This window comes from Pseudomonas sp. A39, assembly GCF_058145955.1.
In genome coordinates this window covers 64,470-86,417 of the sequence record NZ_JBYVMD010000006.1, presented here as the reverse complement: position 1 = coordinate 86,417, position 21,948 = coordinate 64,470, and the positions used below count along the sequence as shown (strand labels likewise).

21 protein-coding genes and 1 tRNA gene are annotated in these 21,948 nt (G+C 60.7%); 10 read left to right on the top strand and 12 right to left on the bottom strand.

The annotated features are described in order from the left end of the window. Positions 1-126: 126 nt before the first annotated feature. The 3 genes from AC3ZU9_RS06530 to AC3ZU9_RS06520 all read left to right on the top strand — a co-directional run bounded on the left by AC3ZU9_RS06530 (position 127) and on the right by AC3ZU9_RS06520 (position 3,250). The gene (locus AC3ZU9_RS06530) at positions 127-936 is read left to right on the top strand and encodes a hypothetical protein (RefSeq protein ID WP_490090453.1); all 810 of its coding nucleotides are present in this window, start codon (positions 127-129) and stop codon (positions 934-936) included. A gap of 99 nt (positions 937-1,035) precedes the next feature. Continuing rightward, positions 1,036-2,217 (top strand): CynX/NimT family MFS transporter, encoded by a 1,182-nt coding sequence (locus AC3ZU9_RS06525; RefSeq protein ID WP_490090452.1) that lies wholly within the window; start codon positions 1,036-1,038, stop codon positions 2,215-2,217. 97 nt (positions 2,218-2,314) lie between these two features. Further along, complete coding sequence (locus AC3ZU9_RS06520; protein ID WP_122810938.1) at positions 2,315-3,250, top strand: LysR family transcriptional regulator; 936 nt, start codon at positions 2,315-2,317, stop codon at positions 3,248-3,250. Here the strand turns inward: AC3ZU9_RS06520 and AC3ZU9_RS06515 are convergent. Beyond that, positions 3,141-4,235, bottom strand: coding sequence for a fatty acid desaturase (locus AC3ZU9_RS06515; protein WP_122810939.1), 1,095 nt, complete (start codon positions 4,233-4,235; stop codon positions 3,141-3,143). The two genes, AC3ZU9_RS06520 and AC3ZU9_RS06515, sit on opposite strands and share 110 nt — an antisense overlap. A gap of 101 nt (positions 4,236-4,336) precedes the next feature. On the opposite strand from AC3ZU9_RS06515, the gene AC3ZU9_RS06510 reads away from it, so the two are divergent. Further along, entirely contained in the window at positions 4,337-5,341 is a 1,005-nt protein-coding gene (locus tag AC3ZU9_RS06510) for an AraC family transcriptional regulator (RefSeq protein WP_012721632.1), read from the top strand. A gap of 127 nt (positions 5,342-5,468) precedes the next feature. Here AC3ZU9_RS06510 and AC3ZU9_RS06505 read toward each other — a convergent pair whose 3' ends face one another. Next, complete coding sequence (locus AC3ZU9_RS06505; protein ID WP_043204631.1) at positions 5,469-5,834, bottom strand: response regulator; 366 nt, start codon at positions 5,832-5,834, stop codon at positions 5,469-5,471. Positions 5,835-5,934: 100 nt separating this feature from the next. Here AC3ZU9_RS06505 and AC3ZU9_RS06500 point away from each other — a divergent pair, with 100 nt between their 5' ends. Together AC3ZU9_RS06500 and uraH are read left to right on the top strand one after the other, a co-directional pair. Next, positions 5,935-6,408: a GlcG/HbpS family heme-binding protein gene (locus AC3ZU9_RS06500; protein WP_093546236.1), complete on the top strand. Its 474-nt coding sequence runs from the start codon at positions 5,935-5,937 to the stop codon at positions 6,406-6,408. A 26-nt stretch (positions 6,409-6,434) separates the two neighbouring features. Then, entirely contained in the window at positions 6,435-6,845 is a 411-nt protein-coding gene (uraH, locus tag AC3ZU9_RS06495; protein ID WP_012721630.1) for a hydroxyisourate hydrolase, read from the top strand. Here uraH and AC3ZU9_RS06490 read toward each other — a convergent pair. After that, entirely contained in the window at positions 6,840-7,526 is a 687-nt protein-coding gene (locus tag AC3ZU9_RS06490) for a Crp/Fnr family transcriptional regulator (protein WP_490090451.1), read from the bottom strand. The two genes, uraH and AC3ZU9_RS06490, sit on opposite strands and share 6 nt — an antisense overlap. A gap of 83 nt (positions 7,527-7,609) precedes the next feature. Here AC3ZU9_RS06490 and AC3ZU9_RS06485 point away from each other — a divergent pair, with 83 nt between their 5' ends. After that, positions 7,610-8,137 (top strand): Mpo1 family 2-hydroxy fatty acid dioxygenase, encoded by a 528-nt coding sequence (locus AC3ZU9_RS06485; RefSeq protein WP_012721628.1) that lies wholly within the window; start codon positions 7,610-7,612, stop codon positions 8,135-8,137. Positions 8,138-8,203: 66 nt separating this feature from the next. Here AC3ZU9_RS06485 and AC3ZU9_RS06480 read toward each other — a convergent pair whose 3' ends face one another. From AC3ZU9_RS06480 to dibA, 6 genes are all read right to left on the bottom strand, one after another. Continuing rightward, entirely contained in the window at positions 8,204-9,184 is a 981-nt protein-coding gene (locus AC3ZU9_RS06480) for a sulfate/molybdate ABC transporter ATP-binding protein (RefSeq protein WP_046034569.1), read from the bottom strand. A gap of 3 nt (positions 9,185-9,187) precedes the next feature. Next, positions 9,188-10,060 carry a sulfate ABC transporter permease subunit CysW gene (gene cysW, locus AC3ZU9_RS06475; RefSeq protein ID WP_490090450.1) on the bottom strand — a complete coding sequence of 291 codons (873 nt, stop codon included), beginning with the start codon at positions 10,058-10,060 and terminating at the stop codon, positions 9,188-9,190. A 13-nt stretch (positions 10,061-10,073) separates the two neighbouring features. Further along, positions 10,074-10,892 carry a sulfate ABC transporter permease subunit CysT gene (gene cysT / locus AC3ZU9_RS06470; protein ID WP_012721625.1) on the bottom strand — a complete coding sequence of 273 codons (819 nt, stop codon included), beginning with the start codon at positions 10,890-10,892 and terminating at the stop codon, positions 10,074-10,076. 243 nt (positions 10,893-11,135) lie between these two features. Then, entirely contained in the window at positions 11,136-12,146 is a 1,011-nt protein-coding gene (locus AC3ZU9_RS06465) for a sulfate ABC transporter substrate-binding protein (RefSeq protein WP_012721624.1), read from the bottom strand. A gap of 74 nt (positions 12,147-12,220) precedes the next feature. After that, positions 12,221-12,403, bottom strand: coding sequence for a sulfur starvation response protein OscA (gene oscA, locus AC3ZU9_RS06460; protein ID WP_003170956.1), 183 nt, complete (start codon positions 12,401-12,403; stop codon positions 12,221-12,223). A gap of 301 nt (positions 12,404-12,704) precedes the next feature. Next, a complete protein-coding gene (gene dibA, locus AC3ZU9_RS06455) occupies positions 12,705-14,618 on the bottom strand; it encodes a phosphodiesterase DibA (protein WP_154845689.1) in 1,914 nt (637 codons plus the stop codon). A 166-nt stretch (positions 14,619-14,784) separates the two neighbouring features. Between dibA and desA the strand changes: the two genes are divergently transcribed. Next, positions 14,785-15,969 carry a delta-9 fatty acid desaturase DesA gene (gene desA, locus AC3ZU9_RS06450; protein WP_012721622.1) on the top strand — a complete coding sequence of 395 codons (1,185 nt, stop codon included), beginning with the start codon at positions 14,785-14,787 and terminating at the stop codon, positions 15,967-15,969. Between the two features lie 188 nt (positions 15,970-16,157). Further along, complete coding sequence (locus tag AC3ZU9_RS06445) at positions 16,158-17,159, top strand: sensor domain-containing diguanylate cyclase (RefSeq protein ID WP_043204629.1); 1,002 nt, start codon at positions 16,158-16,160, stop codon at positions 17,157-17,159. A 62-nt stretch (positions 17,160-17,221) separates the two neighbouring features. On the opposite strand, the gene AC3ZU9_RS06440 is transcribed toward AC3ZU9_RS06445, so the two are convergent. The 3 genes from AC3ZU9_RS06440 to gabD all read right to left on the bottom strand — a co-directional run bounded on the left by AC3ZU9_RS06440 (position 17,222) and on the right by gabD (position 21,475). Next, positions 17,222-18,430 (bottom strand): HDOD domain-containing protein, encoded by a 1,209-nt coding sequence (locus AC3ZU9_RS06440; RefSeq protein WP_490090449.1) that lies wholly within the window; start codon positions 18,428-18,430, stop codon positions 17,222-17,224. A gap of 139 nt (positions 18,431-18,569) precedes the next feature. After that, positions 18,570-19,847 carry a 4-aminobutyrate--2-oxoglutarate transaminase gene (gene gabT / locus AC3ZU9_RS06435; protein WP_012721619.1) on the bottom strand — a complete coding sequence of 426 codons (1,278 nt, stop codon included), beginning with the start codon at positions 19,845-19,847 and terminating at the stop codon, positions 18,570-18,572. Positions 19,848-20,032: 185 nt separating this feature from the next. Beyond that, positions 20,033-21,475 (bottom strand): NADP-dependent succinate-semialdehyde dehydrogenase, encoded by a 1,443-nt coding sequence (gene gabD, locus AC3ZU9_RS06430; RefSeq protein WP_490090448.1) that lies wholly within the window; start codon positions 21,473-21,475, stop codon positions 20,033-20,035. A 370-nt stretch (positions 21,476-21,845) separates the two neighbouring features. On the opposite strand from gabD, the gene AC3ZU9_RS06425 reads away from it, so the two are divergent. Beyond that, a tRNA-Arg gene (locus AC3ZU9_RS06425) sits at positions 21,846-21,922 on the top strand. Positions 21,923-21,948: the final 26 nt, after the last annotated feature.

Here is a 21,948-nt window from a genome sequence, read left to right as displayed (position 1 = left end):
CCAGCCCTGTCACGAACCACCAACAGTTCAATGCGGCGAGCCTAACAACACGTCAGCAACTGTCCGGTTTCGATAACGCGCCTGAGTGCCTCTGGCACTGGCAGATCACACAGGATTAGAGAGCTCATGAATATCTACGCCCAACTCAGAGCCACAGTAGAAAGTTATCTGCCCCAAGCACCTCGAGCCGACACGCAGCGCTCCGCGCCCCGCGCACCACAGGCCCAAAGAGGGGGGCGCGCAATTAGCTTCGCCGGCGGTGACGCCCCTACAAACCGTCCGGATGGCGGCGACCAGAAGTGGGCGACACGCGCCACGCCCTCCTCCAATGCATACCAACGGGGCACCCAGCCCATCACCGCGAGAGCCTACACCCCAAATGAACTGGTCAGCGGGTTCTCACAAAAATGGGGCACCATGAATTGCGTAACGGTCGCGGGAATAAAGGCGGCGATGCAACGGTTTGGTGGCCCCAATCAGGTTTACTCGTCGGTAGAACAAACCAGAGATGGGTTTAATATCAGAATGAGGGACAACCCTAACCTCACCTATCATGTGAACTATGCCGAGCTTAAATACGCCGCTGAACGCTCAGGGTTTAAAGGAACGAACCAAAAGATGCTGAATGAAGCCAACTTCATGTATGCCGTCAGTGCCAAGCGGGCGCAGGTAGAAAACAACAATGGCTACGCGCGCCAAAGTTTCGCCGCAGCCCTGAATAGCCTGGACAGTTGGGAACACACCCACGAAGGACTGTACCGTCTGGGCTTGAGCAACTATGTCCAACAGACCAATGCACAAGATTTAATAAATGGTGCACCTGGGGTCATGGCCCAAGATAACCACGTAGTCACCGTGCTCAATGGTCGAAAGGACAACTACGGCACCCCAGGCTATCGGCCAGACCCATGGATGCAAGCCCTGAAATTGCGTTAAGCGCACTGAGCCACGGGTTGGAATCTTTATATTTAATTTCAAAATACCTCGTGGGCTCTCCATACTTCACGCCTCTTTTGTGTCCCCGACAGGTCTTGCATGACGTTTAACGCTTCACTCATGGGCAGATTCGCCGGCTGGGGCCTGCTGGTGGTTTTGGGCCTGAACCTGCGCCCGATCCTCAGCTCCATCAGCCCGTTGCTCGGCGAGATTCGCCAGGCCACCGGCCTGAGTTTCCAGAGCAGCGCCCTGCTCACCAGCCTGCCGGTAGTGTGCATGGGCTTGGTGGCGCTGGTAGGCGTACGCGTCGAAGCGCGATTGGGTGAACGCCGCGGCATCGCCCTGGGCCTGGTGATGATCCTGCTGGCGTGCCTGGCCCGTTGGCTGATGGGCCAGGGTTCGACGTTGCTGGTGACCGCATTGCTTGGCGGTGCCGGTGTGGCGCTGATCCAGACGTTGGTGCCGGCGATGATCAAGCGTGAATTCCATCAGCGCGTGCCGGTGGCGATGGGCGTGTATTCGGCATCGTTGATGGCCGGCGGCGGCCTCGCGGCGCTGCTCAGTCCGGTGGTGGCCAGTCATTTCCAGCACTGGCAGGCCGGGCTTGGGGTTTGGCTGTTGCCGGCATTGGCCGCGCTACTGCTGTGGGCCTGGTTGCCGCTGGGCGCAGCGAAAAACCCACAGGTAGCACCTGCCTTTCAGGGCCTGCGCAATCGTCGCGCGTGGCTGCTGGCGCTGTATTTCGGCTTGGTGAATTGCGGCTACATGAGCCTGGTGGCGTGGCTGCCGGCCTACTATCAGCAACTGGGTTGGGGTGTGTTGCCCAGTGGTTCGTTGCTGGCGTTCATGACAATCTTCCAGGTGATCGCCGCGTTGCTGATGCCGGTGTTGGCGCAACGCGGGGTCGACCGTCGCCCGCTGCTGTGGATCAGCCTGCTGGCCCAGACCATCGGCTATCTCGGCCTGTTGATCGCGCCGTTGCAGTTCCCCCATCTGTGGGTCGCGCTGTGCGGCTTCGGTCTGGGCGCGTGTTTTGCACTGAGCCTGCTGCTGACCCTCGATCACCACCGTGACCCGCGCCAGGCCGGACAACTGGCGGCGTTCGTGCAGGGCGTGGGCTTTTTGATCAATGCGATTTCGCCCTGGCTGACCGGCTGGCTGCGTGAACTCACCGGTAGTTTTGTCAGCGCCTGGGGGGTGCTGACGGTGACGGCGGTCGCGATGCTGGTGGTGACGCGGGTGTTCAGCCCGGCCACCTATCGCACGGCGCCCGCTCTATAGATATACGTTTAAGATCTAGATAAAACAAACACACTTCGTTGACGGAATAAGCAACCCCCTTAAAATCCCGGTTCTCCCACAGGATGCCGGGCACACCATGGACCTTCGCCAACTGCGCTACTTCATCGCCCTCAACGAGCACCGCAGTTTCGTGCGCGCTGCGGACGCCATGGGCATCACCCAACCGGCATTCAGCCGCAGCATCCAGGGCCTCGAACAGGAATTCGGCTGTGTGCTGGTCGACCGCGCGAATAAAGACTTGCGCCCCACCCCCGAAGGCCAGGTGGTGCTGCAACACGCCTTGAGCCTGGTGCAAGGCGCGGCCTTGCTGAGCCATGAAGTTACGCGCATGACCAAACTCGACGCCGGTGAGGTGCGCTTCGGCAGCGATGCCGTGGCAGGGGTGAACCTGGTGCCCCAGGCCATGGCGCGCTTTATCTCCACCTACCCCAAGGTGCGCAGCGTTTTGCAGGTGGATAACTGGGAAAAACTCGGGCGTAGCCTAAGCCGTGAAGAGATCGAGTTCTTTATCGCCGATGTGCGTCACTTCGAGGCCGACCCGAGCTTCCAGACCCAGGCCTTGAGCCCAAGACGCATGGTGTTTTTCTGCCGCGACGGGCACCCGCTGCTGGCCAAGGACAGCCTGTCCACCAACGACCTGTTCAGCTACCCGCTAGCCACGCCGCTGATCGCGCCGGGCATTCGCAAGCTGCTGGCCAACCTCAGCGGGCGCGTCGACTTTGCCCCCGCGATCGAGCTGGAGCAGTTTGCCGCGCTGGCCAGCATCGTGCGGCACTCCGACGCCATCGGCCTGGGCGCTGAAGAGGCGTTTGTCGACGCATTCGCCAGCGGCGAGTTGCACATGCTGCACTGGCGCAACCTGCCGCACAATCTGGACAGCCTGCACAACCGCAGTGGGATAATCAGCCGCGCTGGGGTGCGTTTGTCGCCTGCGGCGAAGGCGCTGATCGAAACCCTGCAGGCGGTGGAAAACCAAGCCGATTCGCCCGCGCGAACGTCCCGAAATCATTGAAGCGCACGCCCATCTCGGCCATCACTGTGTGCGCCACCTTGGCCGTCATCTGGCGGATGTAAAATGGCTCCTTCACCACAAAATGGTGGATGCCATGGGTGCTGCCAAAGTTGAAGCAGAACGCCTGCAACGGCCACATCCACCAGGGGTTCAACACTTGGGTCTGCTGGATCACGTTGCCCAGTTCCACATCGCCGTAGTAGTGCATGTTGGAGCTGACGAAGTGCAGGCAAAAGGTGCGCAGCACGTTGGGCCCGATGATCACCACGGCGGCGATATCGATCACGTGCATCATCTGCACGGTAGCGGCCGACCATTCAATCGGCGTGTCCATCAGACCCGCAATACCATTGGCGGCATGGAAGCCGAGGAAGATGTACCACGCGCCCCAATGAAGCAGCGCCAGCGGTGCGTACACCAGCAGCGAGCGCTTGATGATCGCTCGTTTGTGCTTCCAGGTTTTGGCCCTCAGGATGCGGATAAACGCCGACATGACGTTATCGCCGACCATCAGCAAGCGCGCAAAACCCCACGGCTCGCCGTTGGTGATGGCGCGCTCTTCCATATCGGTTTCGGTACCGGAGACTTTGTGATGGTTGAGGTGCAGGTGCCGGCGCACCCACGGGTTTATGGTGCTCGGCCGCGCCAGCCACACCAGGCCCATCATCAGGTTATGGGGCAGGCGCTGCTTGCGAAAGTACATGCTGTGGATCAGGTCGTGTTCCAGCTCGTGGGTCAGTGACGCCAGGAACGCATTGAGCAGCAGGCACGCCCACCAAGCCATGTGCCCCGTGATGTAGAGCGCCGCCGAACCCACCATGCCGACCAGCGCAAACGCCAGGATGCCCGCGCCCAGCGCGTCCTGATGCAGCAACCAGGGGTGCCGGCGGCGCAGTCGCACGCCCTCGGCCAGCACCACTTCACGGATATGCGCCGAACGCTGTTGCGCGTTCATCTGCTGGGGACTTGCAGAAGTACCGTCCATGCTCCCATCCTCTTATTTATTGATGGTTACATCCTGCACCAGAGCTTCTTGCAGGACGCTAGCCCCACACGCCAACCTGTTGACCGCAAGCGCCAATCGCCATGACTGAACCCACTTCCCTCGCCAGCTGGACCCGCGCCCTGCGCAAGCAGCTCGACGCCCTGGGCCTCGACAGCGCCGCGTTGTGCGTGCAAGCCGGGCTCGACCCACAACAGATGGACGATCCCAATGCACGCTACCCGCTGTCGGCCACCACGCGCTTGTGGGAACTGGCGGTGCAGGCCAGCGGGGATCCGGCGATTGGTTTGCGGGTGTCGCGGTTTGTCAGCCCCACGACCTTTCATGCCTTGGGCTATGCGTTGGTGGCCAGCGGCAGCCTGCGCGAGGTGTTCGAGCGCATCGTGCGGTATCACCAGGTGGTCAGCGATGCGCTGACGCTGGAGCTCAGTCGCGAAGGCGAGCGTTATCGCTTTCGCCTGCTGCAGCCCCCAGGCAGCCCGGCACCGGCGCTGGAAGCCATCGATGCCTTCGCGGCGATCTATGTGCGCACCTGCCGTAACCGCCTGGGCCGCGACTACGCCCCCTTGGCCGTTCACTTGCGGCGCCCTGAACCTGCCGACCCCAGCCCCTGGCACACGGTATTTCGCGCACCGGTGTTTTTTGGTGCCGAGGAAGACGCGTTGGAATTCGCCGCCCATGACTTCGACAGCCACCTGGACGATGCCAACCCGGAACTGGCCGAACATAATGAGACCGTGCTCAAGCGCACCCTCGCCCAACTGCAACCGTTGACCTGGGAACGCAAGGTACGCGCGGCCATCGAGGCGCAATTGCCGGATGGCGAGCCGAGTGCCGAACGCATCGCCCAGGCCTTGCACCTGAGCCTGCGCAGCTTGCAGCGGCACTTGGCGGATGAGGGCTGCCGGTTTGATACGTTGCTCAATGAATGCCGGGAGAACCTGGCATTGCTGCACCTGCGCGACCCGAACTGCTCATTGGCCGAGATCAGTCATTTACTCGGGTTTGCCGATACCAGCAGCTTCAACCGCGCGTTCAAGCGTTGGACGGGGATGACGCCGGGGCAGTTTCGGGATGGATTGCGGTAGGTAGGTTTGGGGTGATGGTGATGGCCTCATCGCGGGCAAGCCCCCTCCCACATTTGAAATGCATTCCCCTGTGGGAGGGGGCTTGCCCGCGATAGCGTTGGCTCAGGCAGCAAAAATACCTGATCAATCACCGCCCGCGGTCGCGCCGCAACACCTTCTTCACCCGCGCCACCAGCGCCTTGGCCTCAAACGGCTTGAGCAAATAGTCATCCTCATGCAATTCCAGCCCGCGCAGGCGATCTTCAATCCCGCCCGGCGTGGTCAGGAACAGCAGCGGCGTCTGCCCCTTCTGCCGAATGGCCTGTTGCAGCTTCCAAGCATTCAGACCCGGCAACATCACATCCAGGATCACCAGGTCGTATTCGGTACTTTCAACAAAGCGCAATGCCGCCATGCCATTCGCCGCGACTTCTACCGTGAAGCCAGCCTCGCTCAGACCTTGAGCCATGCGCTGCGCCAGTTGGGGCTGATCTTCCACTAACAACACCTGCATGCGTTACCTCGTAGTTTGATTACAAAATTGTCATCAAATTGTGCGGCTTCTGACCCTGCCCGCTGGCTAACGTGATGGCCTGTTTTAAGGAGCCTTCACCATGTATCGCACTGCCTTGTTCCTGAGCCTCGCCGCCTGCACCGCCGCTCAGGCTGCGCCCCTCTTGCCGCGTCATGCCGACCTTGATTTGCGCACTGCGCGCCAATTGGCCGATGCCAGCCTGACGCACTGCACCGCCGCACTGACCGTGCTGGACCGCGGCGGCAACCTGCTGGTGGCCCTGCGAGCCGATAGCGTCGGCCCGCACAACAGCCTCGCCAGCCAACGCAAGGCATACACCGCGCTATCGACAAAGACCCCGACCCGCGTGTTTGCCGAGCGCGCTCGCAACAATCCCGAAGCGGCCAACCTTAACAGCTTGCCCGAGTTGCTGTTGCTCGGCGGCGGCGTGCCGCTGTTTGCCGAGGCTGAACTGGTCGGCGCGCTGGGCATCGCAGGTGCCGGCGGCGCGGCACAGGACGAAGCCTGTGCCCTGCAAGCCGCCGAGCAACTGGGCTTAAAAACCACCCCTTGAATCTCCCCTGTCAAAAGGACTTCTCGATGAAAACCCTAAACATGACCCTCGCCGCCCTCAGCCTGAGCGGCCTGTGCAACCTGGCACTGGCCGACGGCAATCCGTTGAGCGTGCATGTGCTCAACCTTGAAAATGGCCTGCCGAGTGCAGGGGTCAGCGTCACCCTGGAAGAGCACGTGGGCGACCAATGGCAGTCGCTGTCCCAAGGCGTCACCAACCAGCAGGGACGCATCAGCGAACTGTTTCCCGCCAATCGCAGCATAAAGCCGGGTGAGTACCGTGTGGTGTTCAAGACGGGCGATTACTACAAAAAGGCCAACCGCGAGACCTTTTTCCCAGAAGTGCCGGTCATTTTCCGAGTCAAACAGGCCGACCAGCATTACCACATCCCGCTGCTGCTCAGCCCGTACGGGTTCTCTACGTATCGCGGCTCATAGGCCCGCAGACACCCGCAGGCCATTGAAATCGAGTATCTCAATCGCGCCGTAACTGAGCTCAATGACACCCTGTTGCTCCAGCGTCTTGAGCAGACTGTTAATGGTCTGGCGCGACAGGCCCAGCATCGCCGCAAGATCCTCCTGAGGCAGGTGCAACACGCGGCGGGCCTGTTCTATCTCCCCGTAGCCTTCAGCGATCATCAGCAACCGATGGGCCAGCCGCGCCGACGCGGGCATCAGGCTCATCTGCTCGATATTGATCAATGACAGGCGCAGTTTGTGGCTCATCAGCAGGGCTACATCGCGCCAATACTGCGGATGCCGCTCCAGGATGCCGAGCATTGCCGCCTGCGGCACCTGCAGTAATGTGCATGGCCCCATGGCAAGGGCATCATGGGTACGCGGCAGGCCATCGAACAGGCAGATTTCGCCGAACCAGTAAGGCGTCTCAACCAGGCTCAATACCGCTTCCTTGCCCTGGGCATTCACTGCACTGATACGCACCCCACCTTCCAGCACTGCATACACACCGCACGGGGGATCACCGCGCTTGAACAGCAACTGTCCTGCTGTCAGCGAGCGTGGCCGGGCCGCTGCCAGCAAGCTACGCTGCAAATCTGAAGGCAGATGACGGAACCAGTGGCCACAGCCCAACCGGGCGTGCCATTTGTCTGCGTCCATGTGAACTCCGAAGATTGTCGCCCAGCTGACAGTTCGCCACAGGCTGACAGGGCATGATCAAACATCCTACAGGAGGAATAACAATGAAAAGCCTCGTCGACCATCTCAGTCAATACGCCGCCTACCATCGCGACCCGCGCAATATCGCCAGCCACTTTATCGGCATCCCGTTGATTGTGGTGGCGGTTGCCGTGCTGCTGTCGCGCCCCGAATGGGCCGTGGGCAGCCTGTGGATTTCCCCCGCCGTGATTGTCGCGCTGTTGTCGGCGTGGTTTTACCTGCGCCTGGAGCTGGCTCTGGGTGTGCTTATGACGGTGCTGATGGGCCTGTCGGTGTGGGCCGGGCATGTGCTGGCGGCGCAAAGCACGCTGGTGTGGCTCAGCAGCGGCGTGGGGATGTTTGTGGTGGGCTGGGTGATCCAGTTTGTCGGCCACTATTACGAAGGCCGCAAGCCCGCGTTTGTGGATGACGTGTCGGGACTGATTGTGGGGCCGTTGTTCGTGGTGGCGGAGTTGGCGTTTCTGCTGGGGTTGCGCCAGGGGCTCAAGCAGCAGATCGAAGAGCGGTCGGGGCCGGTAACTCGCCGTGACCTAAAGCCTAGCGAGGTCTGATGTGGGAGGGGGCTTGCTCCCTCCCACATTCAGATCCCATTCCCCTATGGGATATTGGGTGGGCTTTTAAGCTTTCTGCCAGACCTTGGGCTTGAAGAACAGGGTCTCGCCACGGGCCAAACCGGTCAGGCTGTCGTGGTCCTTCACCACTTCAGCTTCGATCAGCTCGCTCTGGCCTTCCACCTTCAACGTCACACGGGTTGTCGCGCCGAGCGGGCGAATATCCCGCACTTCAGCGGCGTGGTGATCCTCCAGCTCATGACGCGACAGCGACACTTCGTGTGGACGGAACAGCACATGCTGGTCTTCACCCAGGTGCAGGCGGTTCGAATCACCCAGGAAGTGATAGACGAAATCGCTGGCCGGGTTTTCGTAGACGTCGCCCGGTGAACCGATCTGCTCGATCACGCCCTTGTTCATCACCACGATGCGGTCGGCGACTTCCATGGCCTCTTCCTGGTCGTGGGTCACGAACACCGAGGTCAGGTTGATGTCTTCGTGCAGGCGCGCCAGCCAGCGGCGCAGTTCTTTACGCACCTTGGCGTCGAGGGCACCGAAGGGCTCGTCCAGCAGCAACACTTTCGGTTCCACCGCCAGGGCACGGGCCAGGGCGATACGCTGGCGCTGGCCACCGGAGAGTTGCTCCGGGTAGCGATCGGACAGCCAGTCCAGTTGCACCATGTTCAGCAGCTCATGCACTTTGACCGCGATCTGGCTTTCATTCGGGCGCTGGTTTTTCGGTTTCATGCGCAGGCCGAACGCCACGTTGTCGAACACCGTCATGTGGCGGAACAACGCATAGTGCTGGAACACGAAGCCGACGTTGCGATCACGCACGTCGTGGCCCGACACGTCTTCACCGTGGAACACGATGCTGCCGTCATCCGGGGTTTCCAAACCGGCGATGATGCGCAGCAAGGTGGTCTTGCCGCAGCCGGACGGGCCGAGCAAGGCCACCAGCTCGCCACTCTGGATGTCCAGATTGATGCTGTTCAGGGCCTTGAAGGCGTTGAAGTTCTTGCTGACATTACGGACTTCGATCGACATGACTTATTCCTCAGCCGCACCGGCGCGCAGGCGGTTAATACGGTTCTCGCTCCACTGCTTGAGCAGCAGGATGAAGAGCGCCAGGATCAGCAGCAGACTCGCCACCGCAAACGCGGCAACGTGGTTGTATTCGTTGTAGAGAATCTCGACGTGCAGCGGCAGGGTGTTGGTCACGCCGCGGATGTGGCCGGACACCACCGACACCGCGCCGAACTCACCCATCGCCCGTGCGGTACACAGCACCACGCCGTAGATGAGACCCCATTTGATGTTCGGCACGGTGACATACCAGAACATCTGCCAGCCATTGGCACCGAGCAGGCGCGCGGCCTCTTCTTCCTGGGTGCCCTGCTCCTGCATCAGCGGGATCAGTTCACGGGCCACGAAGGGCACGGTGACGAAGATGGTCGCCAGCACGATGCCAGGCAAGGCGAACACGATCTGGATGTCGTGCTCCTGCAGCCAAGGGCCAAAGAAGCCCTGGGCGCCGAACATCAGCACGTAGACCAAACCGGCGATGACCGGCGACACCGAGAACGGCAGGTCGATCAGCGTCACCAGGATGCTCTTGCCACGGAACGAGTACTTGCTCACGCACCACGCGGCGCTGACGCCGAACACCAGGTTGAGCGGCACCGAAATCACCACGGCGATCACCGTGAGTTTCAGCGCCGACAGCGCGTCCGGCTCAAGGATCGCGGTGAAGAACGCACCGAGGCCGTTTTTCAGGCCTTGGGTCACCACGATCAACAGCGGCAACAGCAGGAACAGTGCGAACACCAGCCAGCCAAGGCCGATCAGGATGCGTCGGGACGCAGCACTGCCACGGCGGGCGGCGTTGGCCGAGGACGCGGCGGAAATAGACGATTGGGACATGTTCCGCGCCTCCTTATGGACGTTCGATGCGCCGCTGCAACAAGTTGATCAGCAGCAGCAGGACAAAGGAAACCACCAACATCAGCACGCCGATGGAGGTGGCGCCGCGGTAGTCGTATTGGTCGAGCTTGACCATGATCAGCAACGGCAGGATCTCGGTTTTCATCGGCATGTTGCCGGCGATGAAGATCACCGAACCGTACTCACCGACGCCACGGGCAAACGCCAGGGCGAAACCGGTCAACCAGGCTGGCAGCAACGCAGGCACCAGGATGTAGCGGAACACCTGCAACGGCTTGGCACCCAGGCAGGCGGCGGCTTCTTCGACTTCCCGGGGAATATCGGCCAACACCGGCTGCACCGTGCGTACCACGAACGGCAGGGTGACGAAGGTCAGCGCCAGGGTGATGCCCAGCGGCGTGTAGGCGATCTTGAAACCCAGGTCCGCGGCGAACTGGCCGACCAGGCCGTTAGGCGTGTACAGCGCCGTCAGGGCGATACCGGCGACGGCGGTGGGCAGGGCGAAGGGCAGGTCGATCATCGCATCGATGATCTTGCGACCGGGGAAGGTGTAGCGCACCAGCACCCAGGCCAGCAGTGTGCCAATCACGCCGTTGATCAACGCGGCGTACAGCGCCGTGCTGAAGCTTAGTTGCAACGCCGCCAGCACGCGCGGTGCGGAGATGATGTTCCAGAACTGATCCCAGGTAAGTTGAGCGGCGTGTACAAACATCGCCGCGAGGGGGATGAGTACGATCAGGCTGAGGTACACCACGGTGTAGCCCAGCGTCAGCCCGAAGCCGGGTATGACGGGGGAGATACGACGCGACATAAGAGTCCTTGGTTAAAGGGTAGAAACCACTGTAGGAGCGCGCCGTAAATGTAGAGGTAACTTACTGTGGCGAGGGAGCTTGCTCCCGCTGGAGCGAGAAGCGCTCCCAAACCGGTATCCGCGTTGCACCTGGTGCAACTCGGTTGTCTGATTTTGGGGCTGCTTCGCAGTCCAGCGGGAGCAAGCTCCCTCGCCACAGTAAGGGCCTCTCCACAGAAAGTGGGCTCCTACAGGTACTTTGGTTTACTGCGCGGTGTAGATCTGGTCGAACACGCCACCGTCGTTAAAGAATTTCGGTTGGGCAGTTTTCCAGCCGCCGAAGTCTTTGTCGATAGTCACCAGGTCCAGTTTCGGGAACTGCTGGGCGTATTTGGCGGCCACTTTTGCATCGCGTGGGCGGTAGAAGTTCTTCGCCGCAATCTCCTGGCCAGCCGGGCTGTACAAGTGTTTCAGGTATTCGGTGGCGATCTCGGTGTTGCCTTTTTTCTCGGCGTTCTTGTCGACCACGGCCACCGGAGGCTCGGCGAGGATCGACAGGGAAGGCACGACGATATCGAACTTGTCGGCGCCGCCGTCTTCTTTCAGGGCCAGGAACGCTTCGTTCTCCCAAGCCAGTAACACGTCACCCTGACCGTTGTTGACGAAAGTGATGGTCGAACCGCGAGCACCGGTGTCCAGCACAGGAACATGCTTGAACAGCTCTTTCACGTATTCCTGGGCCTTGGCTTCGCTGCCACCGGTTTTCAGGCCATAAGCCCAGGCGGCGAGGAAGTTCCAGCGGGCGCCACCGGAGGTTTTCGGGTTCGGGGTGATCACCGACACGTCTTTCTTGATCAGGTCGCCCCAATCCTTGATGCCTTTAGGGTTGCCCTTGCGCACCAGGAACACGATGGTGGAGGTGTACGGGGTGCTCGCATCCGGCAGGCGGGTCTGCCAGTTTTCCGGCAGGGTCTTGCCCAGCTTGGCGATTTCGTCGATGTCACCGGCCAGGGCCAGGGTGACCACGTCGGCGCGCAGGCCGTCGATCACGGCACGGCCTTGTTTGCCCGAACCGCCGTGGGATTGCTGGATCTTGACGTTGTCGCCCGGGTGAGACTGTTTCCAGAAGCTGGTGAACTCAGCGTTGTAGTCCTGGTACAGCTCACGGGTAGGGTCGTACGAGACGTTGAGCAACTCGTAGTCCTTGGCAACTGCGGAACCTGCAAACACGGCGCTGGCCAGGGCGGCCAGGGCATAACGGCGAATCGACGACATAGAAGCTCCTGAAATTCTGGGGTGTTGGCTTTTTCTTATAGTTGCGGGTCTAGCATGCGAATCGCCGTTCTTGCTTAGCTCGGTTTGTTACCCGGATTCTGCAAACGGAATTTCTCTTTGCGTTCAATCTGAACCACTTGGGCGTTGTGCACCGTGATTTCCACCGCGCCAAACCGCAGATCGCGCAGGGCGCTCTGGATCTCACGCAAAATGGCTGCTTCGTCCTGGCCGTCGACGCTACGTAGAGATGCGCTCATGGTCTCGCTCCTGAAATGAATAGTGCCTCGCAGTGGCGGCACTGCTTGCGGCGTGAGGGCGATAGTAGATAAGCGCGGATATTCTTAAAAATACTATTTAAGAATGTTTATATAACCAGAAAGAATTTTCTGATGGGACGCGGGGTTGCGCGCGGGTTCTGTGCCAGAACGCAAAAATAAAGTCTTGAGCAGATTCAAATGTGGGAGGGGGCTTGCCCCCGATGGCGGTAGGTCAGTCAAGAATTTCTAACCTGATACACCGCTATCGGGAGCAAGCCCCCTCCCACATTTTGACTGCATTTCAAGGCCTGATTACGGGGGCCCGTGACCAATCGATTTCCTGCGCCGGCATCGGTTTCCCAAACCAATACCCCTGCCCCATGTCGCACTGCTGGTTGAGCAGGAAGCGCGCCTGTTCCTCCTGCTCGATCCCCTCGGCATGCACCTGCATGCCCATGCTTTTCGCCAGGGCGATCACCACGCGCACGATCGCCGCGTCATCCTCATCCCACGGCAAGCCGGCGACGAAGCCCTGGTCGATCTTGAGCTTCTGCACCGGCAGGCGCTTGAGGCGCAACAGCGACGAATAACCGGTACCAAAATCATCGATGGCCAGGCGCAAGCCCAGCTCGCGCAAGCGGTGCAGTTGCTCCAAGGCCACTTCAGGGTCGTCCATCACGGCGCTTTCGGTGACTTCCAGCTCGAGGAAAGCCGGGTCCAGGCCGGTGTCGTGCAGCACTTGGGCAACCTGTTCATACAGCTCGCGCCGGGCAAACAGGCGGCTGGACACGTTGATCGCGATAAAACTCAACGGCGCCCCCTGCGCCAACCAATCGCACATCTGCCGGCAAGCCTGGTCCATCACCCAGGCATCGATATCGGCAATCAGCCCGGTGCGCTCGGCAATCGGGATAAATTCCCCAGGCGGCACCAGGCCACGCGCTGGGTGCTGCCAGCGCACCAGCGCTTCGACGCCAATCAGGCGGCTACCATTGAGGTCGTGTACCGGCTGGTAGTAGACGCGCAACTCTTTCTGCTCAAGGGCACGGCGCAGCTCGCTGGCGATTTCCACGCGGTTTTGCGCGTGGGCGGTGAGTTCTTCGGTGTACAGCGCATAGCCCTCACGGCCGGTGCTCTTGGCCTTGAACAGCGCGGAATCGGCGTTGCGCAGCAGTTGTTCAGCGCTCAACGCGTCATTGGGGAACAGGCTGATGCCAATACTGGCGCTGATAAACAGCTGATGGCCGTCGAAAAGGAACGGTTGTTTCATCGCCTCCAGCATGCGTTGCGCCAAGCTGGCCGCTTGCGCCACCTGTGGACAACTTTCCGCCAGCACGGCGAACTCATCCCCACCCAGGCGCGCCAGCGTCACGCCGGGGCCGAACAGTGCCTTGAGCCGTTCACCCACCAGCTTGAGCAACTGGTCGCCGACGTTATGGCCCAGGCTGTCGTTGATGATCTTGAAATGGTCCAGATCGAGCAACAGCAGGGCGCAGCCGCGCTTGTGGACTTGCGCCGACGCCAGCGCCTGCTGGGCGCGGTCGGTAAACAGCAGGCGATTGGGCAGGTCGGTCAGCGGATCATGGTGAGCGAGGTGGGCCAACTCGTGTTCGGAATCCTTGATCGCGCTGATATCGGAAAACACCGCCACGTAGTGGCTGACCTGGCCCAGGTCATCGTGGATTACACGGATGGTTTGCCACTGTGGATAAATCTCTCCGCTTTTGCGTCGGTTCCAGATTTCACCGCTCCATTCGCCGCAGCGCTCCAGGCTCTGGAACATCTGCTGGTAGAAATTCGACGAATGGCGACCGGACTTGAACAAGCTGGGCTGACGGCCCATGACGTCTTCACGGCTGTAACCGGTGATTTCCATAAAGGCCCGATTGACGTGCACGATCAGCCCCTGAGCGTCAGTGACCAACACGCCTTCGCGGGTGCAATCGAACACGGCCGCGGCCTGGCGCAGGCGTTCACGGTTTTCCTTCAGGGGTTGATGCTGCTGGTTGGCACGGGCAAACCGGGCGCAGATCAAGTAAATCACCAAGGCACTGAGTGCCACCCACACATAGCCACGCACCTGCAGCCAGTGATTCAACGCACTCGGGTTATCGAGAAACTCGATCAATAACCGCTCAGTCAGGCTTATCCACGTCATCGAAACCAGCAGATATACCAGCCCCGCCCACCGGGCACCTCGGTATGAAAACAGCATATGGTCAGTAATCCTTACCAAAAAAACATAATCGCCCCACAAAGGCTGCGGATTATAGAATAAGAAACATCCAGTCACTCCTATCTGAAAGGGCGGCTGGTTTTCTCTGTAGGCTTAGTGATAATGCGTGAGCTGTTTTTTTCTTTATCTGAGGGCCATACAGCCTATGTGGTACAACGGTTTTCTTGACTTGTCAGCCTGGCAATTGGTGGCAGTCACTCTGTTGATGACCCACGTGACCATCATTGCGGTCACGGTCTATCTGCACCGCTATTCAGCCCATCGCTCCCTGGAGCTCAATGCAGGCCTGAAACACTTCTTCCGCTTCTGGCTGTGGCTGACCACGGCGCAGAACACCCGCGAGTGGACGGCCATCCACCGCAAGCACCACGCCAAGTGCGAAACCGTCGACGACCCGCACAGCCCGGTCATCAAGGGCCTGTCCACCGTGCTGCGCACAGGTGCCGAGCTCTACCGCGCCGAGGCCGAAAACCCGGAGACCCTGCGTATCTACGGCAAGAACTGCCCGGATGACTGGATCGAACGCAAGCTCTACACCCCCTACCCGCTACTCGGCGTGGCGATCATGGGCGTGATCGACCTGCTGTTGTTCGGCACCATCGGCATCACGATCTGGGCGATCCAGATGATGTGGATCCCGTTCTGGGCCGCCGGTGTGATCAATGGCCTGGGCCATGCCGTGGGCTATCGCAACTTCGAATGCCGTGATGCGGCGACCAACCTGGTGCCGTGGGGCATCATCGTCGGGGGCGAAGAGCTGCATAACAACCACCACACCTACCCCAACTCCGCCAAGCTGTCGGTGAAGAAATGGGAGTTCGACCTGGGTTGGGCGTGGATCAAGGTATTCAGCTTCCTGCGCCTGGCCAAGGTGCAGCGCGTTGCGCCCATCGCCCACCGCGTGGAAGGCAAGGGCCACCTGGACATGGACACCGCCATGGCGATCCTCAACAACCGCTTCCAGATCATGGCCCAGTACCGCAAGTTGGTAATCGGACCGCTGGTCAAGCAGGAACTGGAAAAGGTCGATCACTCCGTTCGTCACCAATTCCACCGCGCCAAGCGCCTATTGTCGCGGGAAACCAGCTTGCTGGACGACCGCCACCACCTGCGTATCCAGAGCATGCTGGAGCATAGCCAGGCCCTTAAAGTGATCTATGAAAAGCGCCTGGCGCTGCAACAGATCTGGCTCAAGACCAGCTCCAATGGCCACGATATGCTCGCCGCCATCAAGGAATGGGTACACGAGGCCGAGGCCAGCGGCATCCAGTCCCTGCGGGATTTTGCCCACCAATTGAAGACCTATTCGCTGCGCCCTGCATCCATATGACAACAAGGCGGGAGGGCCTTCCCTCCCGCCCATCAGCTTTTTGGCGCCATTTCTCGGACACCGTCAATCGATCCTATTGACGGAACTTCACTGCAATTCGCCTCTCTCAATGAACACTTCGCCATCATGGTGGCCCCTTGTAGTGACCGCTGCTCCAGTTTGCGGCGCGCCCAGAGAGAGTTGTGCCGATGGTTCACGAAAAGTCCTCCTTAGTCGACGCGCCCACAGCTGAGCATCCCCGCCCAGCTGCGGCGGCGACCCTGCTGGCGCTGGTGCATGCCCAGGGTGAAGTCGAGCGATTGAGCGAGCGTGAGCAGCTGCTGAGCTCGATGCTGGTCAGCGTGAATGCCGTGCTGTGGGCCATCGATTGGGAAACCCGTCGCGTGCTGTACGTGAGCCCGGCTTACGAGCGGGTGTTCGGTCGCTCCGCCAGCCTGCTGCTGGCCGACCATCGGGAGTGGCGCAACAGCATTCACCCCGAGGACCTCGACTACGCCGAACACAGCCTGGCCCGCGTGCTGGAGCAGGGCGCGGTTGAAGACCGGGAGTACCGCATCATCACGGCCAACGGGCAGATCCGCTGGCTGAGCGACAAGTGTTATATCAATCAACAGGTTGAGCCCGGCGAACCGGTGATCGTGGTCGGCATGGCCGAAGACATCACCGAAAAGAAACAACTTGAGCTGGAACTGCACCGTCTCGCCACCACCGACGTGCTGACCCAGAGCAGCAACCGCCGACACTTCTTCGAATGCGCCAACCAGGCCTTCGACACTGCCTGTGCCCAAGGTGCGCCGCTGGCCTTCCTTCTACTGGACATCGATGACTTCAAGGACGTCAACGACACCTACGGTCACCTGGAAGGCGATCAGGTGTTGCGGCGTATCGCCGAGAGCGGTCGCGGGGTACTGCGCCGTGGCGACCTGTTCGGGCGCATTGGGGGCGAAGAGTTCGCCGCTGTCCTCCCCGGCTGCGCACCGGAGATGGCGCTGCAGGTCGCTGAACGACTGGGCAAAGAGATTCAGGCGCTGAGTTTCAGCTATGAAGGCCAGGCCTTCAGCGTGACCATCAGCCAGGGTCTGGCCAACCTCAGCGAGGCAGACTCGACCCTGGACAGCCTGTTCGCCCGCGCCGATGCGGCCATGTACGAGGCCAAGCGCCTCGGCAAAAACCGCGTCATCGCCGGCTAGTGGTCGACGGATCAAATGTGAAAGGGGGCTTGCCCCCTCCCCCATTTCGACCGCAGCGCCTTTTAGGATTTGCGTACTCGGGTCAGCTCCGGCAAGCCCACCTTGAGCAGTCGCGCTGTCTTGCCCGCAGCCAGTGCTTCCAGCCCTTCGTGCTCGGTCAAACGCGCCATCTGCGCCGCCAGGTTCATCACCAGCGCATCCCGGGCATAGACCCCGCCCTCCAACGAATAAATCGCCGCGATCAACTGACGCAGCTCAAGCGGCAAACGCCAACGTGCGCGCAGTGCCGAACCGTAGGCAGCGCCAAACGTGTGGAGCGACTCGCCAATCGCTTCGTCATCCAATGCACCACCGCCCTGGCGCCAGTCTTCCAGGCAGCGCAACAACGCCAAGTCACCCAGCCGATGGAGGATACCGGCGCTGTAGCAACGCTCATGGTCCAGCGCCAACAGGTGTGCCAGACGCCGGGCATAGTCGGCGGTGTCCTGGGACAACTGCCAGTGACGCTCGGCATAGGCGACCAGGGCCGGATCGCCCAACACCACGTTGTGCTTGAGCGCCAGGCCGAGGATAAGATTCATGCTGTGCCCGGACGCCAGCGTGTGCAGGGCTGCGGGCAGGGTTTGCACGGGCGTGCCGTGATGGCCGGCACTGTTGGCGGCGGCGATCAGCACGGCGGTAATTTGTGGGTCCATACGCACCCGGTCTTCGAGTTGCTTAAGGTCCAGGCCATCCGGCCCGAGGCTGCGTTGCACCGCGGCTCTCACGTCGACCCGCAACGGCGCACCATCGGACGCCTCGCGGCGACGCTCGAGGAATACCGGCAAAGTCATGCCGGGCGCCAGCGGCGGAATCTCGCAGTACACCGTTTCGCCTTCATTCAGCAGCAGGTCTTGCAGACGCTGCGTCAGGCCTTCCATGTTCAGGGGTTTGGTCAAATACGCCGTGGGCGCCAAAGGCAAGACTTCGCGGACGCTTGCGCTGTCGTTGCGACTGCTCAGCAGAATGAACGGCAGCGCGGGTGAGCGGCGTTTCTGGCGCACGTTGCGCAACAGACTCAGCCCATCGATGCCGGGCAGCTCCCAATCCGCCAGGATCAGGTCGTAGGGCTTTTCGCGCAACAGCGTGGCCGCTTGTTGCCCGTCGGCACACACATCCAGCCGCGCATCGCAGCGCACATTCAACAGCACTTGCTTGAGCAGGTCCCGCGACCAGGGGTCTGCTTCGGCAATCAGTACGCGCGGTACAGCGGGTAAATCAACAGCAATCATCCTGCACGCTCCCTCGGCAATGCTGGAACCTTAGACAATGCAGGCGCCTACGTACAATGAACAAGGCCTGAATGCGCAGTGATCGGCATAAAAAAACCCGCCGAAGCGGGTTTTTTGTGTCAATCAGCTCAGCCTCCGCTTACAGCTCGGAGAAGCATTCTTCGATGATCGCCAGGCCCTTGTCCAACTGCTCGTCCGGCGAGGTCAGCGGGACCAGTACGCGCAACACGTTGCCGTAGGTGCCGCAGGACAGCAGGATCAGACCCTTGTCACGCGCCTTGGCCACCACGGAGGCAACGGCAGCGGCATTCGGCTTGTGGCTGTCGCCATCTTCAAACAGTTCGACCGCGATCATCGCGCCCAATGCACGTACTTCGCCGATCACCGGGTATTTAGCCTGGATAGCTTTAAGGCCAGTCACCAGGCGCTCACCGACAGCTTTGCAGCGGTCCAGCAGGTGCTCTTCTTCGAATACTTCCATCACCGCCAGCGCAGCGGCGCAAGCAATCGGGCTACCGGCATAGGTTCCGCCGAGGCCGCCGGGTGCAATGGCGTCCATGTATTCGGCTTTGCCGCACACACCGGCCAGCGGGAAGCCACCGGCGATGGATTTGGCGAAGGTGGTCAGGTCAGCGGCAACGCCCATCTGTTCCATGGCGAAGAACGTACCGGTACGGCCGGCACCGGTTTGCACTTCGTCGGCGATCAGCAGGATGCCGTGCTTGTCGCACAGCTCGCGCAGGCGCTTCATGAAGGATTTTGGCGCGACGTAGAAGCCGCCTTCGCCCTGTACCGGCTCGATGATGATGGCAGCGATATCACGCGGCTCGGCATCGTTTTTGAAGATGCGTTCGATGCTGGCGATGGCGTCATCGTCGCTGACACCGTGCAATTCGTTCGGGAACAGCGCGCGGAATACGCCACCCGGCATCAGACCCATGCCAGCCGAGTACGGCACGACTTTGCCGGTAAGGCCCAGTGTCATCATGGTGCGGCCGTGGTAGGCACCGGTGAAGGCGATCACGCCGGCACGGCCAGTAGCGGCACGGGCGATTTTCACGGCGTTTTCGACGGCTTCGGAACCGGTGGTGACCAGCAGGGTTTTCTTGGCGAAATCACCTGGGACCTTGGCGTTGATTTTTTCGCACAATTCCACATAAGGCTCATAGGCCAGTACCTGGAAGCAGGTGTGGGTCAGCTTGTTCAGTTGCTCGGTCACGGCGGCAATGATTTTCGGGTGCACGTGGCCGGTGTTCAGCACGGCGATACCGCCGGCGAAGTCGATGAACTCGCGACCTTCAACGTCGGTCACGGTGGCGTTCTTCGCGGATTCAGCGAAGATCGGGTGAATCTGGCCAACACCGCGGGGTACAGCGGCTTCGCGGCGTTTCATCAGGGATGCGTTGGTCTTGCTCATAAAGTCCTCATTCGCCACTCATCGGGTGGCGTGGTCCAAGGAATACGTGGCGGGGAGGCAACTACGGCAGCATGCGATGATCGACTGCCACAGCTTTCCCGGCCACTACGAATAACGGTGTGAAACACGCAAAGGGTCAGCGCTCTCGTGCCCTCTGCGTTTACGGCAATGCCTTGCCGGGCGGGTTAGATGCCCAGGCAGAGGTATTTGATTTCCAGGTAATCCTCGATCCCGTACTTGGAACCTTCACGGCCCAGGCCCGAGGCCTTGATGCCGCCGAACGGCGCGACTTCGTTGGAGATCAACCCGGTGTTGACGCCAACCATGCCGTATTCCAAGGCTTCAGCCACGCGGAACACACGGCCCAGGTCGCGGGCATAGAAGTAGGAAGCCAGGCCGAACTCGGTGTCGTTGGACATCGCGATCACTTCAGCTTCATCTTTGAAACGGAACAGCGGCGCCAGTGGGCCGAAGGTTTCTTCCTTCGCGACGGCGGCGTTTTTCGGCACGTCGACCAGGATAGTCGGCTCGAAGAAGTTGCCTTCCATCACCTTGCCACCGGCCAACAGCTTGGCGCCTTTGCTCAGGGCATCGGCGATGTGTTCCTGGACCTTGGCCACAGCCTTTTCGTCGATCAGCGGGCCCGTGGTGGTGCCTTCTTCCAGACCGTTGCCGATCTTCAACTTGGCCACCGCCACTTTGAGTTTTTCCGCGAACGCGTCGTACACTGAATCCTGGATGTACAGGCGGTTGGCACAGACGCAGGTCTGGCCGTTATTGCGGTACTTGGAGATGATCGCGCCTTCGACGGCCTTATCCAGGTCGGCGTCGTCGAACACGATGAACGGCGCGTTGCCGCCCAGTTCCAGGGAGACTTTCTTGATGTCCTTGGCGCATTCGGCCATGAGCTGGCGACCGATTTCGGTCGAGCCCGTGAAGGACAATTTGCGCACGATCGGGTTGCTGGTCAGCTCGCCACCGATGTCGCCGGCGCTGCCGGTCACCACACTCAGCACGCCTTTCGGGATGCCAGCACGGTGTGCCAGCTCAACCAGGGCCAAGGCTGAGAACGGGGTTTGAGAAGCAGGCTTGATCACCATGGTGCACCCGGCGGCCAGCGCCGGGCCGGCTTTACGGGTGATCATCGCGGCCGGGAAGTTCCACGGGGTGATCGCAGCGGTCACACCGATCGGCTGCTTGATCACGATCAGGCGCTTGTCCGGCTGGTGGCCAGGAATCACGTCACCGTAGATGCGCTTGGCTTCTTCGGCGAACCACTCGATGAAGGACGCGGCATAGACGATCTCGCCCTTGGCTTCGGCCAGCGGCTTGCCTTGCTCGAGAGTCATCAGGCGACCGAGGTCTTCCTGGTTTTCGATCAGCAGCTCAAACCAACGGCGCAGCTTATTGGCTCGCTCCTTGGCGGTCAGTGCCCGCCAGGCCGGCAGCGCCTTATCGGCAGCTTCGATGGCACGGCGGGTTTCAGCGGCCCCCATCTTCGGCACGGTGCCGAGAATCTCACCGGTGGCAGGGTTGTTGACCTTGATGGTCTGACCATTGTCCGCATCGACCCAAACGCCATCGATAAAGGCTTGTTGGCGGAACAACTGGGAATCTTTGAGCTGCATGTCGGCTTTCCTTAACAGCACCGCGCGCACGCGGAGCGAATTAGAGTTGTTGAAAGGCGCCTTGTGGGCTGCCGTCAGGGAAATCAGCCTCTGCGCGCGGATGAAGTGAAAGAGCGCACGGGAGACAGAGCGTTTGAAATCTCAAACGAATCCTAGGATCAATGGGGGTACAGGGCAATAGTCTGTTCGAAAAAAAGAACGAAAACGGCGCATTTATCCGATTTTTCTGATCAGCGTATTTCTGCCAGGTTTCACTGCAATGATCGGCGCCTCCCGACTTAGGGCCTTATGCGACAGATTCCTACGCTTGAAGGCCCAAAGACCAGCATGGACGCCCAAGGTCGACATGGGTATGATGTCGCCCGCACAAGCATCCGTAGCTCAGCTGGATAGAGTACTGCCCTCCGAAGGCAGGGGTCGTGGGTTCGAATCCCGCCGGGTGCACCAGATATGACGAAAAAGCCCCGGGTCGA